Genomic DNA, 15,842 nt, shown 5'->3' on the forward strand with positions numbered 1-15,842 from the left:
GTTCAGCACGCATCTGTCTCGGGGCTCGGTGGTCCGGCCTCCGTCGTGAGCGACTCCACCCAGCCCCGCGCCGCGCGGAGGAGGTCGTCGCGGGACGCGCCCTCGAACGCGCTGAGACGCAGGAAGTGCTGCGTGATCGTGATGCCGAGGATCCCGCTCACGGTCATCAAGGCCCGCAGCCGCGCGTCGTCGCCGTCGAGTGACCGCGCCAGGTTCTCGACCCGTTCGTCGAGGTAGCCGCGCATCGTGTCCGTGGCCTCGGGCACCGTCAGCATCGACCGGACGAGGGCGGCCGTCTCGGCGGGGAGGGCGTCGAACCGGATCCCCAGGACGTCGAGCAGGTGGTCGGCAGCCGCGCGCTCACTCCCGCTGTCCGACACGGCTGGCAGCTGCACGGCGGTCGCGAACAGCGCTGCCTTCGACCCGAAGTGCTGCATCACGAGCGACGGATCGATGCCCGCTGCTGCGGCGATGCTCCGGATCGTCGTGCCCTCGTACCCGTTCGCACCGAACTGCTGCCGAGCAGCCGCGCGGATGCGCTCCGCGGTCTGCGCGCGTTTCGCGTCGCGTGAGGTCTTGGCCATGTACCTGACTCTACGGTGTTGAGCGAGGTGTACGGTTCACTCAACATCGATGAGCGAATGCATCGGTGCGAGACCTGACGGAGGAACCCGATGACCCTGATCGCGATCGAAGAGCACTGGAACCACCCGGCACTGACCGACGCCGTCAACGCCCTGCCCGAGGACCGCCGCGACCCGAGCACCGCGCTGGACGAGCTCGGCGACAACGGCGAGCGACTCCGTGACCTCGGTGACGCCCGGCTCGCGGCGATGGACGAGCAGGGGATCGACGTGCAGGTGCTGTCGCTCGCGCCTCCCGGAGCGCAGCCGCTCGACGCCGCGGACGCGATCCCGCTGAGTCGGCAGGCGAACGACATCGCGATCGCCGCGGTGGCGGACCACCCGGACCGGTTCCGTGCGTTCGCGACCCTGCCGATGGCGGACCCGGCTGCCGCCGTCACCGAGCTGCACCGCACCGCCGGCCTCGGCTGCGTGGGGGCGATGGTCTACGGGCGGACCGGCGAGGTGCCGCTCGACGACCGGCGGTACGACGACCTCTTCGCTGCCGCGGCATCGCTCGGGCAGCCCGTCTTCATCCACCCGCAGATCCCGTCGAGGCGTCTGCGCGAAGCGGCGTACGAGGGATTCGACCCGATGGTCGAGCTCGGGTTGGCGACCTTCGGGTGGGGGTGGCACCTCGAGGCGGCACGAGCGGCACTCCGCCTCATCGTCGGGGGCACCTTCGACCGGCACCCGGACCTGCAGATCGTGCTGGGCCACTGGGGTGAGCTGCTGCTCTTCTGGCTCGACCGCGCGGACAGCCTGTCGCGGGTCGCCGGGCTCGAGCGGAAGGTTTCCGACACCGTCCGCTCCAACGTCCACATCACCAGCTCGGGCATGCTCAGCCCGACCCTGCTCCGGCACGCGCTCGACGTCACGACGCCCGATCGGCTGCTGTTCTCCACCGACCACCCGTTCCAGCGGCCCTCCGCCGACGAGATCGAGGCGTTCCTGCAGGAGTTCCCCTCGGACGTGGCCCGCGATGCCTTCACATCGGGGAACGCACGTCGGCTGTTCGGGATCGGCGACCAGACGGATGCGGCATGATCGGTCCGTGCCCAACCCGAACGTGACCGCCGCGTACCGCGCTGCCCGTGACCAGTTGCTCTCCGCAGAGTCCGCCGATGCCGCCCGTGCCGACTTCCGGTGGCCGGACCTCGGCGACACCTTCAACTGGGCGGACGACTGGTTCGACGTCATCGCGGCCGGCAACGACCGCATCGCGCTCTGGATCGTCGACGCGGCCGGCTCGGAACAGCGACTCAGCTACGCGGAGATGGCCGCCCGGTCCGACCGCTTGGCCGTGCGCCTGCACGAGCACGGCGTCCGGAAGGGCGACCACGTGCTGGTCATGCTCGGCAACCAGCTCGAGCTGTGGGAGACGATGCTCGCGGTGATCAAGCTCGGAGCGGTGATCCTGCCGACGTCGACGATGCTCGACACCGCCGACCTGCAGGACCGCGTCGACCGCGGAGCCGTGGCGCACGTCGTCACGAACCGCAGCGAGACCGCGAAGTACGACGGCGTGCGCGGGGGCTTCTCCCGCATCGTGATCGGCGGCGCCGTGGACGGCTGGACGGAGTACCCGTCGGACCTCGGCGAACCAGCGCCCGCGGGGGAGTCGCGACCGGTCGTGGTCACCAAGACCTCGGATCCCTGCCTCGTCTACTTCACGTCGGGAACGACCTCGAAACCGAAGATGGTCGTGCACACCCAGACGTCCTACCCAGTCGGGCACCTCAGCACGATGCACTGGCTCGGCCTGCGGACCGGGGACGTCCACCTGGCGATCAGCTCGCCCGGCTGGGGGAAGCACGCCTGGAGCTGCTTCTTCGCGCCGTGGATCGCCGAGGCGACCGTCTTCGTCCACGACACCCCGCGGTTCGATCCGGCCGCGCTCCTCGCCCAGCTGGACGCCGCCGAGGTGAGCACGTTCTGCGCACCGCCCACCGCCTGGCGGATGATGCTCCAGTCCGACCTCGGTGCGCGCCCTCGGGCACTGCGCGAGGTCGTGTCGGCCGGAGAGCCACTGAACCCCGAGGTCATCGAACGGGTCGAACGAGCGTGGGGTCTGACCATCCGCGACGGCTACGGGCAGACCGAGACCACCGCGATCATCGGCAACGCCCCCGGCAGCACCGTGACCCCGGGCGCGATGGGCCGTGCGTTGCCCGGTGTCACCGTGACGCTGCTGGACCCGGTGACCGGGCAGCCCGGCGACGAGGGCGAGGTCTGCCTGGACCTCGACGAGCGGCCGGTCAACCTGATGGCCGAGTACCTCGGCGACCCCGACCGGACCGCGGCGTCGATGCGCGACGGCTTCTTCCACACCGGCGACATCGCCGTCCGGGACGCCGACGGGGAGCTGACGTTCATCGGCCGGACCGACGACGTCTTCAAGTCGTCCGACTACAAGGTGTCGCCGTTCGAGGTCGAGAGCGCCCTGCTGCAGCACCCCGCAGTGGCCGAGAGTGCCGTCGTGCCCGCCCCGGACGACGCCCGGCTCAACGTCGTCAAGGCGTACGTCACCCTCGCCGCCGGGTTCGAGGCGACGGCGGACACCGCCGAACAGGTGCTCGCCTACGCCAGGACCGCGCTCCCGGCGTACGCACGGGTGCGGCGGGTCGAGTTCGCGGAGCTGCCGAAGACCATCTCGGGCAAGATCCGACGCGTGGAGCTGCGGGAGCGCGAAGAACGCGCGGCCGTGAGCGGCGTGCCCGTCGACGGTGAGTGGCGCGACGAGCAGTTCCCAGGACTGCGTGCGTCCCGTCCGCGGCCGCCGGCCGCCGGCTGATCGCATGGCGGTCGTGCTGCGCCCGTGGTCGGTCGACGACGCATCTGCGCTGCTCCTGGCCCGGCAGACGACGCCGGACCTGGACACGCAGTTCCCCGACGCCGATCTGCGCGACGAAGCGCAGACGCGCGAGCACATCAGCAGGGTGCTCGGGTTCGACGATCGCGCGAAGAACTGGGCGCTCGTGGACGACGGTGTCGCGGTCGGGAACGTCGGGCTCACCGCGATCGAGTTCCGGCACGGGACGGCCTGGGCGTCCTACTGGCTGACGCGTGGGGCGCGCGGACGCGGACTCGCGACGGCGGCGCTCGCCAGCGTCTCGTCCTGGGCGTTCGGCGTCGGGCTGTTCCGCGTGGAGCTCGGGCACCGGGTGAACAACCCCGCTTCCTGCCGGGTCGCCACCGCCGCCGGGTTCGCCGCGGAGGGCATCGAGCGACAGAAGCTGCGGTACGGCGTCGAACGCTTCGACGTGGAGACCCACGCTCGGCTCGCGACGGATCCGGCCCCGGCTCTGCCGACGCTGCCGGTGCACGTGGACGGTGTCGGTCGGGGCTCGTCCTAGGCTCGGCACGTGGAACTGATCACCGACGTGTCCCGCGGCGCCTGGCTGCTCGCCCGGGCGGGGGCGTTCGCCACCGTGGGTGGGACAGTCGGAACCGGCTTCGAGGCCGCCGCGCGCATCCTCCATCCGGTGTCGGCGGATCGCGAGGACCGTTCGATCGAGGACGAGTGGGGCGACCACCCGAACGTCGAGTCGGCGGTGTGGCCGTGGGCGGAGGTCGCGGCTCGCACCGGGAAGACGATGCATCCGCTGGTGCAGTGGCGGAGCCTGACCGGCCGGCCCAACGAGTCCGACCTGGTGTTCGAGGACGGATGGCGCGTCGACCCGCCCGAGGAAGGCTCATTCGAGCCGATCCTGCTTGCTGCGCTCACCGAGCACCTGGCCGAGGCCACGTCGACGCCGGACGACCTGGTCGCGGCGGTCTGGGGTGGGTGGGCGGAACTGAGCGGCGGTTCGACGCTCGCCGTCGGCTGGCAGGGCCCGGACGAGCCCACCGCGGAGGAGATCGAGTCCATGCAGCGGTACGTCGTCGAGCGGCGAGCGGCACACCACGACGAGCAGGCGGCGGTCCGTGCTGCCCTCGCTGTCGAACGCTTCGACTGGCCGCACCGCGAGTGCCTCCTCCTCTCGATGACCCTGCCGCAGCTCGCCGACCCGACGTGGCTGGACCGCGCCCGGATCGGGACGGTCGCGGATCTGCACCACACCCCGCAGATGCTCTGGCCGGAAGACCACTCCTGGGTGCTCGCGTCGGAGATCGACTGGGACTCGACGATCGTCGCCGGGTCACGCGCCCTGGTCGACGCGGTCCTGGCCGACGACCGGTTCGAGGCGTTCCCGGTCGACGAGGACAGCGACCTGACGTGGGACGGCGACCTCGTCAACGGTTGAACCGTGGCGGTGTCGGCGGCCTCGTCCGCCGGCTGTCGACTAGAGCCGCGCCGGGAACGCCGACCGCCGGCCCACCAGCGTGAGCAGCGCCGCGACCGTCCCGAAGACGATCATCACCACGGCCAGGACCAGTCCGTCGAACACGGTCAACAGCGCGGCTCCGAAGACCCCGGCGACGAAGATCGCGATGTTGAACGCGACCGGTAGGAACGCGCTGGCGACGTCGGCGTTCTCTCCTCCGGCCGTGGTGAGCGCCGCCTGCAGCTGCGTCGAGGCACCACCGAAACTGACACCCCACAGGACGGCGGCGACGAGGACCGCGACCGGCGACGCGTGACCGACGAGCAGGACGACACCGGCGACGACGAACAGTCCGACGCTCAGGTGCAGCAGGGGACGAGGATGCCGGTCGAGGAGCGCGCCCGTGATCACGACGCCGAGGATCGCCGCGATGCCGTAGACGAGGAGGACGAGCCCGGCGCTGAGGTCGGTACCGGTCACCCGCAGGTACGGCGAGATGTAGGTGTAGATCGTGTTGTGCGCGACCATCCACGTGGCGATGACGGCGAGGATGACCGCGATCCCGCGGATGCGGAACACCTTGACGACGGAGAGCTTCGCGGTGCCGGTCTGGCCCGGTGCATCCGGCACGAAGACGGCGATGAGGGCCAGGACGACGACCCCGACCAGGCTGAGGCCGATGAACGACCACCGCCAGTCCAGGGCGGTACCGATGAACGACCCGAGCGGCGTGCCCAGCGCGAAGCCGACGGGTGCGCCGGTGGAGACGATGGCGAGCGAGACGCCCGCGAACCGGGCGGGGCTGATCCGCCGCGCGTAGGTGGCGAACATGCCCCAGATGACGCCGGACGCCGCGCCGGCGACGAACCGTGTCACGAGCGCGACGGTCACGTTCGGCGCGAACGCGGTGAGGGTGTTCGCGATGACCAGCACGGCGATGGCCGTCACGAGCAACGGCTTGCGACGCAGGCTCCGGGTGAGGGCGATCGCCGGCACCGTGGCGACGACCGTGCCGATCGCGTAGGCGCTGACGAAGAGCCCCACCGTGCCCTCCGATGTCCCCATGCCGTCCGCGATGACCGGTAGGAGGCCCGCGGGCATGGTCTCCATCGCGACGAGCACGAACCCGATCGCCGCGAGCAGTGCGAGCGGGAACCACGGCAGCCGGTCGTCGGCAACCGGAGTGGTCGACGGAGTCGACGGGGTCGTGGTCACGAGGGGGTCCATGTCCCTGACGGTGGGGCGGCTCGAGCGGCGGGAGGGAGGTTCTGCTCGACCCCGTTTCGGCAGAGCCTCACTCGTTGCGCGGAAGTGTTCTTCGCTGGGAGCATGACCGAACCCCAGACCTTCTTCATCACCGGGACCAGCCGCGGCATGGGCACCGACTTCGCGCGTGCGGCCCTGGACGCCGGACACCACGTCGTCGCGACCGGGCGGGACCCGGAACGCGTCCTCGCAGCCGTCGGACAGCAGGACGAGGCAGTCGTTGGCCAGCACGAGGAACTGCTCGCCGTCGCGCTGGACGTCACGGACGAGCGCACCGTCCGGAGCGCGGTCGACGCCGCGATCGAACGGTTCGGCCGCATCGACGTGCTGGTGAACAACGCCGGGAGCTTCCAGGGCGGGTTCTTCGAAGAGGTCTCCCCGGAGCAGTTCCGCGCGCAGATGGAGACGAACTTCTTCGGCGCGCTGAACGTCACCCGTGCGGTGCTCCCCGTCATGCGGGCACAGGGCTCTGGTCGGGTCATCAGCATCAGCTCCACCGCGGGCATCGTCGCCGGTGCCGGCGGGAGCGCGTACGCCGCGTCGAAGTTCGCGCTCGAGGGGTGGATGGAGGCACTGCACGACGAGGTCATGCCGTTCGGCATCCACACCACCGTCGTCGAGCCCGGTTTCTTCCGCACCGACCTGCTCGCGGAGGGCAGCTCCACGTTCTGGGGCGACGTCCACCTCGACGACTACCGGTCCTCGTCGGACCAGACCAAGGAGTTCTTCCGCGGCATGGAGGGCAAGCAGAGTGGCGATCCGGTGAAGCTCGCCCGGACGCTCCTGGCCCTGACCGAGATGTCCGAGCCGCCGGTGCGCCTCGTGGCCGGAGCGGACAGCGTCGCGGGGGTCCTGCGGAAGGCGCAGCAGCTGGACGAGCAGGCGCGGGCGTTCCCGGAACTGACCTCGTCGCTCGACCTGGACGACCAGCAGCGCTGAGTCGGGGATCCGCACACGACCAAACCCCTCGAACGGGGGCTCCGAATGAGTCCGGTCGTTCATGACCCGTTACAGGACGCGCCCTCGTCGTCGACCCGAACTTCGACGTGGGCGCGTTCGTGCGCCCGGGCAATCGATCCGGGGCCCGGTTCCGAACAACTCGTAGTAACGGGATCAGGAGTTGTCCGTCCGGCCCTGTTCGGGTCAGGCACCGGACGGGCAGCTCTCCCGTCATCGCACGAGTGCCGCGTAGCACCCGGGACACAGCGCGTTCGTCCAGCTCCCCAACGCAGCACGGGGCAGCGAGACTGGGTCGGTGCGTTCTCGTCTCGTCGTCGGACTCCTCCTCACCCTTGCCTGCACCGTGCCGCTCACGGCGTGTTCGGCCGTCGAGGGCCTGGCACGCGACGCGCTGCGGTCGTCCGGCGGATCGAACGGCACCGAGACGGCGGCCTGTCCGAGCGACGACGTGCCAGCACCGGAGCAAGCCGACCCGACACGGGAACAGACCCCGGCGCCGACCCTCGACCCCGCGGTCGCGAGCCAGGTCGGCACCGCGCTCCGACAGGTCCGTGCGCTCCCGTCCGTCGCCGAGGCCACGCAGACGACCACGAACACCCCCAGCTCCACCCCCGACCCGACCTGTCCCACCCGGTGGGTCACGGCGAACCACTTCGCGTCGCGGTTCGCGGTCACGATGGCCCCCGTCGCGACACCGTCGGAGGCCGGAGCCGTCCCGACGACGATGGCCACCGAGCTGGCGTGGACCGGCGTCTCCCTGACCCTGACCGTGCCGGCGGACGAGGATCACATCGCGAGCACCGTCCACTACGACGGCACGTTCGACCAGCAGATCCCCGAGTCGACGTCGACCGCGGTGGCGCAGGGACTCGCGACCCTCGCTGCGACCCCGCACGTGACCGGGCTCGAGGCCTCGATCCCGTACACGATGCGCGTCGACTACGGTTCGCTCGTCATCGGCGTGGACTCGGACGACCAGGACGTCCTCGACCGTGTCCGCGCCGTGATCGACACGACGGCCTTCGCGGACACGACCCTGCACGGCTCGTTCGGCAACGGCGCCAAACCGTGACCCGCGACGGCGGAGCGCGCCGGTAGCGTCGAACGGTGATCTCCACACCTCGCCCCGGTGTCCGCCCGACCGTGTCCGACGACGGGCCACAACGTCAGCTCACCGACCGAGCGACCCCGGAGCGGTGGGGACGACTCGTCGCGAACGCCCTGGCACTACCGGACGTCGTCGAGGGGCACAGTCGGGTCTCGCCGGCGTCGTCGCGCGCACTGTTCCTCCGCGACCGTGCCGACCACGTCGTGCCGTGGACGTCGCTCGCTCCCGAGGGGCGCCTCGAACCCGTGCACCTGCACGGTGTCGACGACACCTCGGTGCACCTGTGCCTGCCGGCGGCTCGTGGCGTCGAGCTCACCGCTCTCGGGTGGGCGACCCCCCATCAGTACGAGGACCACGGCACCGAGTTCCTCGTCTACGGGCCGCGCGACGACCACGAGGTGGACGTCGTGCTCGCGATCATCGCGGAGAGCCTGGCCTTCGCCCGCGACCCCGGCGACGAACAGCCCGGACACGGCCCGGTCTGAGGCCCGCGGCACGCCATACTGACCGCATGACCCGCGCGCTGCTCCTCGTCGACATCCAGCTGGACTACTTCCCGGGCGGGGCGTTCCCCCTCGTCGAACCCGAGGCTGCTGCGGCCGCGGCCCGTGCGGTGCTCGACTCCTTCCGCGCTGCCGGCGACCTGGTGGTGCACGTGTTCCACGTGTCCACCGATCCCGACGCCACGTTCTTCGTGCCGGGCATGCCGGGACTCGACTTCCACCCGTCGGTCGTGCCCGTCGACGGCGAGCCGGTCCTCGAGAAGCACGCACCGAACAGCTTCATCGGCACCGGACTCCAGGAACTGCTGACCGACGCCGGAGTCGACGAGGTCACCATCGTCGGCATGATGAGCAGCATGTGCATCGACTCGACGACCCGGGCCGCGCACGAGCTCGGCTTCACGGCGACCGTCGTCGCCGACGCGTGCGCGGCGCCGGACCTGACCTCTGGGGGCGTCACCGTCCCGGGCGCGAGCGTCCACGCCGCCTTCATGGCGGCGCTCGACGGCAGCTTCGCGACCGTCACGACGAGCGACGCGCTCAACCGCTGACGTCCGCAGGGCGCGTTCGGGGCCCTGAGACCAGGGCGGAGCGGACGGGAGGCCCGTGGCGGCCCCGCCCCGCGCCTCCCGTCCGCCAGTCGGCTCAGTTGAGGATCTCGCCGCGCGCACGAGCATCCCTCGCGCACGTTCCGTGACGGGAATACTCCCACTGTGGGTATATGCTCTGGCCATGAGCAGTGGGGAACTCCGCGAACCCGTCTTCTGGATCCTGACCAGCCTGACGGGCGGTCGACAGCACGGGTACGCGATCATCCAGGCGGTGTCCGACCTGTCCGAAGGCCGCGTCGCACTCGCGGTCACCACGTTGTACGCGTCGCTCGAGCGTCTCCAGAAGGACGGGCTGGTCCAGGGCGACGGTGACGAGGTCGTCAGCGGTCGACTCCGGCGCTACTTCGCGATCACGACCGAGGGCGAGCAGCGGCTGGCCGACGAAGCCGCACGGCTGGACGCGAAGCTGCGCGTCCTCCGCACCCGACTCGGGCGTGCGACGACGGCGACGGCCGGGGGAGCGGCATGACCGCCCAGCGGAGCGGATCCCCGCTCGAAGACCGGTACCGCCGGCTCACGAGGTGGTACCCGCGCACGTGGCGAGCAGCGAACGAAGACGCCTTCGTCGGGACGCTCCTCGACGTCGCGGACGCCGAGGGCCGTGCCGCTCCGACGCGACAGGAGCGGCTGGACATCGTCGGGCACGCGGTCTCCGGACGGTTGGACCGGATCGTCGTGCCGCACGTCCGCGACGCGGGCAGCACGATCGCCCTCACCATGGGCACCGGCTTCGCGCTCGCCGAGTTCCTCGTCAGCAGCTGGGCGCCGTGGATCCACGGCAACCCGGTGCCGGAGTCGCTGGTGCAGGTCGGGCCGTTCCGCGACACCGGCTTCGTGTTCGCCGCGCTCTGGCTCGTCGCCCTCGCCGCGGCACTCGCGGGTCGGTGGGCGGTCGGGCGGATCGCGCTGGCCGTCTGCATCCTCGCTGCCGTCGTGACCCCGTACTGGTTCGCCCGGTTCCCGGGGGTCTGGAGCGTCGACCGCGGCACGCTCGCCCTCTTCGCGGCGTGCGCGGTCGTCGCCCTCGTCGGTCGACCGTTGCGCAGCCACCACACCGCAGCAGCCGCGGTCGGGTGGTTCCTGCTCGGCGTCGCGAGCTACGGCAGCGTCGTCCACCTGACGGGGGCGTGGCTGACCAGCCGGAGCCTGTGGGACGGCAACCTGTGGGCCTGGTACGCCGTCGGGGCGATCGAGGTCGTGGCCGTCGGGTTCGCGGTGGCGCGCCTCTGGACGGTCGTCTTCACGATCACGCTCGGCCTGACTCCGTACATCCTCACGGTCGTCGGCAACGAGTTGCGCGGGATCCTGTCCGAGAGCGGCTCCGCGGGCGTCATCGCCGCTCCAGTAGCGCTGGGACTGCTGCTGCTCGTCCTGCACAGCAGCGGCAAGCTCGAGCTCACCGACCAGACACGGCGCCGGGTCGAGCGAATCCGACCCCCGCGCACCTGACACATCCCCCTTCCGGCGGACGCGCCACCGGACACCGCTGCAATAGCGTGGCCGCCGTGATCGAAGTCAGCCACCTCACCAAACAGTACGGTCCGAAGACCGCCGTGGACGACGTCTCGTTCGTCGTCCGACCCGGCAGTGTGACCGGCTTCCTGGGGCCGAACGGTGCCGGGAAGTCCACCACGATGCGCATGATCATGGGCCTCGACCGGCCCACCGCGGGGAGCGCGACGGTGAACGGCCAGCCGTACACGACGTTCCGCGACCCGCTCCGACAGGTCGGCGCCCTGCTCGAGGCGAAGGCGGTCCACTCGGGCCGCAGCGCCTACAACCACCTGCTCTCGCTCGCGGCGACCCACGGCATCCCGAAGGCCCGCGTGCACGAGGTCATCGACATGACCGGCCTCGAGTCGGTCGCGAAGAAGCGCGTCGGCGGGTTCTCGCTCGGCATGGGGCAGCGCCTGGGAATCGCTGCCGCACTGCTCGGCGACCCGAAGACCCTGATCCTCGACGAGCCCGTCAACGGTCTCGACCCCGACGGCGTGCTGTGGGTCAGGCAGCTCGCCCGGCGGATGGCCGCCGACGGCCGCACCGTGTTCCTGTCCAGCCACCTGATGAGCGAGATGGCGCAGACCGCTGACCGCGTGGTCGTACTCGGTCGCGGCAAGGTCCTGGCGGACGCCCCGATCGCCGAGTTCGTCGCCGGCGGGGGAGCCGCTCCCGGCGCCGCCGGCGGTGGCAGCCGGGTCATCGTCCGGACGCCGTCGCCCGACCAGCTGTTCCAGGCCATCGGCCCGAACGCGACCGTCACCCCGCGCGAGGACGGCACCTTCCTGGTCGTCGGTCCCGACGCACCGACGGTCGGCACCATCGCCGCCCAGGCCGGTGTCGTCCTGCACGAACTCACCCCGACCGGCGCGAGCCTGGAGGAGGCCTACATGGCCCTCACCCGCGACGACGTCGAGTACCGATCGGAGGGCACCCGATGAGCGCCACCACCCCGCCCGTCACCCGGGCACACTCGGCTTCCGTGCCGGACTCGGTCCGCCTGTCGTTCCCACACCTGGTCCGCAGTGAGTGGATCAAGCTCCGCAGCATCCGGTCGACGATCTGGTGCTACGCGATCCTGGTCGTGTTGACGATCGGCATGGCGGCGCTGCTCGGCGCCTTCGTGGTCGTGCCGGAGAACGCTCCGCAGTCCGTCATGAACGCCAACTTCGTGAGCATCAACACCACCGGCGTCTCGCTCAGCGCGCTCGTCGTCGGTGTGCTCGGCGTCCTGATCATCACCGGCGAGTACGGCACCGGTCAGGTCCGCTCGACCTTCACGGCTGACCCGCGGCGTACGGGCGTGATCCTCGCGAAGGCGACCGTCCTCGCGCTGACGACCTTCGTCGTGAGCGTGGTGTCGACGTGGATCGGCGTGCTCCTGTCGGCGCTGTTGCTGTCCTCCGACGGCACGACCGCACAGATCGGCGACCCGTCGGTGTTCATGCCGATCCTCGGTTCGTCGGTCTACGTGACGCTGCTCGCACTGCTCGCCTACGGCATCGGTCTGCTGGTCCGGTCCAGTGCCGGTGGCATCGCGATCACGCTCGGCATCCTGCTCGTCCTGCCGGTGATCTTGTCGCTGGTCGCGGGTCTGTTGAACGCCGACTGGGTCGGTGACGTGTTCCGGTTCCTGCCCGACCAGGCAGGGAGCCAGCTCTTCGCGTACTCGTCCTCGGGCGCGGAGGCCGGACCGACGAGCGGTGTCGTCCTGAACGGCTGGGGCGGATTCGGTGTCCTGGCGGGCGAGGTCCTGGTCGTGGGTGCGCTCGCGCTGACGGTCGCACGTCGGCGCGACGTCTGACCCGAACAACCGCACGTGCGTTCTGCGACGTCCCACCTGTCGATCGACGGGTGGGACGTCGTTCGTTGCGCACGCATCGACCGACCCACGGCGTCGCTAGGCTCGCACCGTGCGACACCTCCCCGCCCTGGTCCTGCCGGCGCTCGCCGTCGTGGCCCTGCTCGCCGGCTGCACGTCGGGGCCGCCCGTCGATGAACAGGCCCTCGCCAAGTGGAAGACGCAGCAGGAGGCGAGGACCGAGACCGAGGACGCGGTCCTCGGGGTGCTGAGCGCCGACACGAGCCCCGGCGACGAGGACCCGGCCCACCTCGAGCCAGGCGTCCGCGTGCAGTTCCCGGACTCGCGGACGATCGACCACCTCGAGTTCTCCTGCTACGGCAACGGGCACATGCGCGGCATCGTGCGGACGGTGTCGGCGCGCGGATCGCAGAGCATCGAACTCGATCCGATGTCCTGCACGGACAGCCCGCACCAGATCGAGCTGTCGTCGAGCAAGGCCGTCGACAGCGTCGCGTTCAACGACTTCGACAGCGACCGGCCGAGCGCCTGGCGACTCGTCATCATCGGTCCAGGCCCCTCGGGGGAATGACTACCGCAGCACCTGGTAGCGGTGCAGCGTGACCCCGTTGTGGTACTCCCGCTGCTCGAGCAGGTCCAGCAGCACCGGCGGCCGTCCACCCGAGGCCGGCGGATCGAACAGCGGACGGCCGGCGCCGAGCACCGCGGGGTGCGTGTAGAGCAGGAGCTCGTCGAGCAGCCCCGCGTCGAGCAACTGCGTCGCGAGGTTCGGGCCGCCGACGCCGATGTCGCCCTCGGACTCCTCGCGCAGGACGGCGAGCTGCGCGATCGCGTCGTCGCCGCCGATGATCCGCGTGTTGTGGTCGGCGCTGGTCCGGGTGCGTGAGACCAGGATCTTCGGCTGGTCGGTCCAGATCTCGCCGTACTCGCGCATGAACGCCGGCATCGACCCGTCGGTGCGGGCGTCCGGCCAGAACGGGTCCATCACGTCGCGGACGACCCGGCCCTCGACGGACAGGGTCAACGCGGCGGCGCGGGCGTTGAACTCGCGGTGCAGCGGCTCGTCGATCCGCATCCACTCGGGTCCAGCGACGTCGCCGAGTTCTCCCTCGTCGCGCTCGACGAAGCCGTCGATCGACACGTTCATCCAGTACACGAACCTCGCGGGCATCGCTGACTCCTTCGTCGCGCGGAACCGGACGGAACCGGCCCGGTCCGCTGCCCGCGAGCGTACGCTCGCGCACGCAGCCCTTCCTCGACGATGAGAGCAGGACCCCGTGCGCCGAACAGTCGCAACCATCCTCGCCGTCGCGGCGCTCACGGCGGTCGCGGCCACGGGCCTCCCGGTCGGCGCCGCCGCAGCGTCCGCGCCCGTGGCGGACCGGACCACCGGACGCACCAGCGCAGGACACGGCACCGCCGCGCCGACGCACCGGAACCCGGTCGCGCTCAGCCTGCCCGATGGCGAGACGGCGGCGAGCTGCGCCGACCCGACCGCGATCCGCGGGGTCGGACGTGACCGCAACTGGTACCTGTACTGCACGACCGACGCGCTGACGGCGACGGAGCAGAACGCCGACGGATCGCTCGTGCAGCACGGCGTGCCGACGTACCGGTCGACCGACCTGACGCACTGGACGTACGTCAACGACGCGTTCCCGACACGACCGGCGTGGGTCGGGGCCGCCAACGGCATCTGGGCACCGGACGTCGTGTACCGCGCGGGCGAGCGTGGTCGTCCCGGCACCTGGTACCTGTACTACGCCGCGTCGGACACGCCCTCGGCATCGGCAGCGACCGGCGGGGGATCAGCGGTCGGCGTCGCGACGAGCTCGAGCCCGACCGGTCCGTGGACGGACTCCGGAGGCCCCGTCGTCGCTCCGCAGGCGGCCGCGAACGGCACCGGGCAGCGATGGGCGTTCGACCCCGAGGTCATCACCGACAAGGGCACCACGTACCTGTACTTCGGCAGCTACTTCGGTGGCGTCAACGTCCGCACCCTCAGCGCCGACGGACTCCGGTCGGACCCCGCGAGCGAACGGCAGATCGCGATCGACAACCGGTACGAGGGCGCGTACCTGATGCGCCACGACGGCTGGTGGTACTTCACGGGCTCCGCCACGAACTGCTGCAACGGCGCACTCACCGGGTACGGCGTCTTCGTCGCACGGTCGCGCAGCCCACTCGGACCCTTCACCGACCAGGACGGTGTCGCGATCACGAGCACCCGGGTCGGCGGGACACCGTTGCTCGCGCAGAACGGCAACCGCTGGGTCGGCACCGGGCACAACACGGTGGTCACCGACCTCGCCGGCCAGGACTGGATCATCTACCACGCGGTCGACCGCGGCGACCCGTACTACGCCGGGCAGCCGACGTACACGAAGCGGCCGGCGCTCATCGACCCGCTCGACTGGCGGCACGGCTGGCCCGTCGTACGCGGGGGTGCGGGTCCGTCTGACACGGTGCTGCCGGGGCCGGTCGCGCAGCCGGGGCAGCGTGCGACCTACCGGGCGACCACTGCACCGGTCGACGTGCCCGGACGGACCATCCGCGCGTTGTCGACGTCGTTCGACGGGAGCACGCTCCCCGCGGCGCTCAGCTGGACCCGCGAACCCGACCGCTCGACCTGGACCGTCGGCAGCGGCACGTTCCGCTGGCAGACGCAGGACGCCGACATCCACCCACCGGCGACGCCGCTCGCCTCCGTGCTGTCCGAACCGGCGCCGCGTGGCGACTACGTGCTGCAGACGACCGTCGCGGTGGACACCCCCGCCACCGGCGACGGCAAGAACTACGTGCAGGGCGGACTGATCGTGTGGGGCGACGACGGCAACTACGTCCGGCTCACGTCGAACTCGATCTTCAACACCCGGCAGACGGAGTTCGGCAAGCAGGTGGCCGGGCAACCGGCCGGGGCGCCGAGCTACGGCAACACGGTCGTGGGTCCGGTCGGGGACACCACCACGCTCCGGATCGTGCACCGGTCCGTCGGCGGGGAGCACCGGTACACGGCGTACACGAGTGTCGACGGGCGGCACTTCGTCCGAGGCGGGACCTGGACGGCGGACCTCGGCAGCGCCCCGAGGGTCGGGCTCATCTCACTCGGCGGCGCCGGGTTCACGAGCACGTTCGACGACCTGCGGGTGAGCACGGTGGCGACGCACCGGCGGTGACGGGCTAC

General features: G+C 71.0%; 17 protein-coding genes. 14 read left to right on the forward strand and 3 right to left on the reverse strand.

Annotated features, from left to right (window positions below; translation table 11 throughout):
* Positions 1-2 precede the first annotated feature (2 nt).
* A complete protein-coding gene (locus KZI27_RS08120; protein WP_222660473.1) occupies positions 3-584 on the reverse strand; it encodes a TetR/AcrR family transcriptional regulator in 582 nt (193 codons plus the stop codon).
* Between the two features lie 90 nt (positions 585-674).
* Here KZI27_RS08120 and KZI27_RS08125 point away from each other — a divergent pair, with 90 nt between their 5' ends.
* From KZI27_RS08125 to KZI27_RS08140, 4 genes are read left to right on the forward strand one after another with little or no spacing between them, the layout of a single operon-like run.
* Positions 675-1,670 carry an amidohydrolase family protein gene (locus KZI27_RS08125; protein ID WP_222660474.1) on the forward strand — a complete coding sequence of 332 codons (996 nt, stop codon included), beginning with the start codon at positions 675-677 and terminating at the stop codon, positions 1,668-1,670.
* Positions 1,660-3,417, forward strand: coding sequence for an AMP-binding protein (locus KZI27_RS08130; protein ID WP_222660476.1), 1,758 nt, complete (start codon positions 1,660-1,662; stop codon positions 3,415-3,417). Before KZI27_RS08125 ends, KZI27_RS08130 begins: the two co-directional genes overlap by 11 nt.
* Before the next feature lie 4 nt (positions 3,418-3,421).
* Positions 3,422-3,979, forward strand: coding sequence for a GNAT family N-acetyltransferase (locus KZI27_RS08135; RefSeq protein ID WP_222660478.1), 558 nt, complete (start codon positions 3,422-3,424; stop codon positions 3,977-3,979).
* Positions 3,980-3,988: 9 nt separating this feature from the next.
* Positions 3,989-4,870, forward strand: a complete 882-nt coding sequence (locus KZI27_RS08140) for a hypothetical protein (protein WP_222660480.1) — start codon at positions 3,989-3,991, stop codon at positions 4,868-4,870.
* A gap of 39 nt (positions 4,871-4,909) precedes the next feature.
* On the opposite strand, the gene KZI27_RS08145 is transcribed toward KZI27_RS08140, so the two are convergent.
* Complete coding sequence (locus KZI27_RS08145; protein WP_222660482.1) at positions 4,910-6,118, reverse strand: MFS transporter; 1,209 nt, start codon at positions 6,116-6,118, stop codon at positions 4,910-4,912.
* Between the two features lie 102 nt (positions 6,119-6,220).
* Here KZI27_RS08145 and KZI27_RS08150 point away from each other — a divergent pair, with 102 nt between their 5' ends.
* From KZI27_RS08150 to KZI27_RS08190, 9 genes are all read left to right on the forward strand, one after another.
* Entirely contained in the window at positions 6,221-7,096 is an 876-nt protein-coding gene (locus KZI27_RS08150; protein WP_222660483.1) for an SDR family NAD(P)-dependent oxidoreductase, read from the forward strand.
* A 316-nt stretch (positions 7,097-7,412) separates the two neighbouring features.
* Entirely contained in the window at positions 7,413-8,189 is a 777-nt protein-coding gene (locus KZI27_RS08155) for a hypothetical protein (RefSeq protein ID WP_261784180.1), read from the forward strand.
* A 35-nt stretch (positions 8,190-8,224) separates the two neighbouring features.
* Positions 8,225-8,710 (forward strand): luciferase family protein, encoded by a 486-nt coding sequence (locus KZI27_RS08160; protein WP_261784181.1) that lies wholly within the window; start codon positions 8,225-8,227, stop codon positions 8,708-8,710.
* A 26-nt stretch (positions 8,711-8,736) separates the two neighbouring features.
* Entirely contained in the window at positions 8,737-9,279 is a 543-nt protein-coding gene (locus KZI27_RS08165; protein ID WP_222660485.1) for a cysteine hydrolase family protein, read from the forward strand.
* Between the two features lie 181 nt (positions 9,280-9,460).
* A complete protein-coding gene (locus tag KZI27_RS08170) occupies positions 9,461-9,808 on the forward strand; it encodes a PadR family transcriptional regulator (protein ID WP_222660487.1) in 348 nt (115 codons plus the stop codon).
* Complete coding sequence (locus KZI27_RS08175; RefSeq protein WP_222660489.1) at positions 9,805-10,788, forward strand: hypothetical protein; 984 nt, start codon at positions 9,805-9,807, stop codon at positions 10,786-10,788. The genes KZI27_RS08170 and KZI27_RS08175 overlap by 4 nt, the downstream gene beginning before the upstream one ends.
* 56 nt (positions 10,789-10,844) lie before the next feature.
* Positions 10,845-11,777, forward strand: coding sequence for an ABC transporter ATP-binding protein (locus KZI27_RS08180; protein ID WP_222660491.1), 933 nt, complete (start codon positions 10,845-10,847; stop codon positions 11,775-11,777).
* Positions 11,774-12,640 (forward strand): ABC transporter permease, encoded by an 867-nt coding sequence (locus tag KZI27_RS08185; protein ID WP_222660492.1) that lies wholly within the window; start codon positions 11,774-11,776, stop codon positions 12,638-12,640. The genes KZI27_RS08180 and KZI27_RS08185 overlap by 4 nt, the downstream gene beginning before the upstream one ends.
* A 109-nt stretch (positions 12,641-12,749) precedes the next feature.
* Entirely contained in the window at positions 12,750-13,229 is a 480-nt protein-coding gene (locus tag KZI27_RS08190) for a hypothetical protein (RefSeq protein WP_222660494.1), read from the forward strand.
* Here KZI27_RS08190 and KZI27_RS08195 read toward each other — a convergent pair whose 3' ends face one another.
* A complete protein-coding gene (locus KZI27_RS08195; RefSeq protein WP_222660496.1) occupies positions 13,230-13,829 on the reverse strand; it encodes a dihydrofolate reductase family protein in 600 nt (199 codons plus the stop codon).
* Between the two features lie 106 nt (positions 13,830-13,935).
* On the opposite strand from KZI27_RS08195, the gene KZI27_RS08200 reads away from it, so the two are divergent.
* Positions 13,936-15,834 (forward strand): family 43 glycosylhydrolase, encoded by a 1,899-nt coding sequence (locus KZI27_RS08200; RefSeq protein ID WP_222660498.1) that lies wholly within the window; start codon positions 13,936-13,938, stop codon positions 15,832-15,834.
* Positions 15,835-15,842 lie beyond the last annotated feature (8 nt).

Source organism: Curtobacterium sp. TC1, from assembly GCF_019844075.1.
Lineage (GTDB): Bacteria > Actinomycetota > Actinomycetes > Actinomycetales > Microbacteriaceae > Curtobacterium.

What these genes read in the sequence shown, in the direction of transcription:
- KZI27_RS08120 (WP_222660473.1), bottom strand. Translation starts at nt 584, where the DNA reads ATGGCCAAGACCTCACGCGACGCGAAACGCGCGCAGACCGCGGAGCGC.
- KZI27_RS08125 (WP_222660474.1), top strand. Translation starts at nt 675, where the DNA reads ATGACCCTGATCGCGATCGAAGAGCACTGGAACCACCCGGCACTGACC.
- KZI27_RS08130 (WP_222660476.1), top strand. Translation starts at nt 1,660, where the DNA reads ATGCGGCATGATCGGTCCGTGCCCAACCCGAACGTGACCGCCGCGTAC.
- KZI27_RS08135 (WP_222660478.1), top strand. Translation starts at nt 3,422, where the DNA reads ATGGCGGTCGTGCTGCGCCCGTGGTCGGTCGACGACGCATCTGCGCTG.
- KZI27_RS08145 (WP_222660482.1), bottom strand. Translation starts at nt 6,118, where the DNA reads ATGGACCCCCTCGTGACCACGACCCCGTCGACTCCGTCGACCACTCCG.
- KZI27_RS08150 (WP_222660483.1), top strand. Translation starts at nt 6,221, where the DNA reads ATGACCGAACCCCAGACCTTCTTCATCACCGGGACCAGCCGCGGCATG.
- KZI27_RS08165 (WP_222660485.1), top strand. Translation starts at nt 8,737, where the DNA reads ATGACCCGCGCGCTGCTCCTCGTCGACATCCAGCTGGACTACTTCCCG.
- KZI27_RS08170 (WP_222660487.1), top strand. Translation starts at nt 9,461, where the DNA reads ATGAGCAGTGGGGAACTCCGCGAACCCGTCTTCTGGATCCTGACCAGC.
- KZI27_RS08175 (WP_222660489.1), top strand. Translation starts at nt 9,805, where the DNA reads ATGACCGCCCAGCGGAGCGGATCCCCGCTCGAAGACCGGTACCGCCGG.
- KZI27_RS08185 (WP_222660492.1), top strand. Translation starts at nt 11,774, where the DNA reads ATGAGCGCCACCACCCCGCCCGTCACCCGGGCACACTCGGCTTCCGTG.
- KZI27_RS08195 (WP_222660496.1), bottom strand. Translation starts at nt 13,829, where the DNA reads ATGCCCGCGAGGTTCGTGTACTGGATGAACGTGTCGATCGACGGCTTC.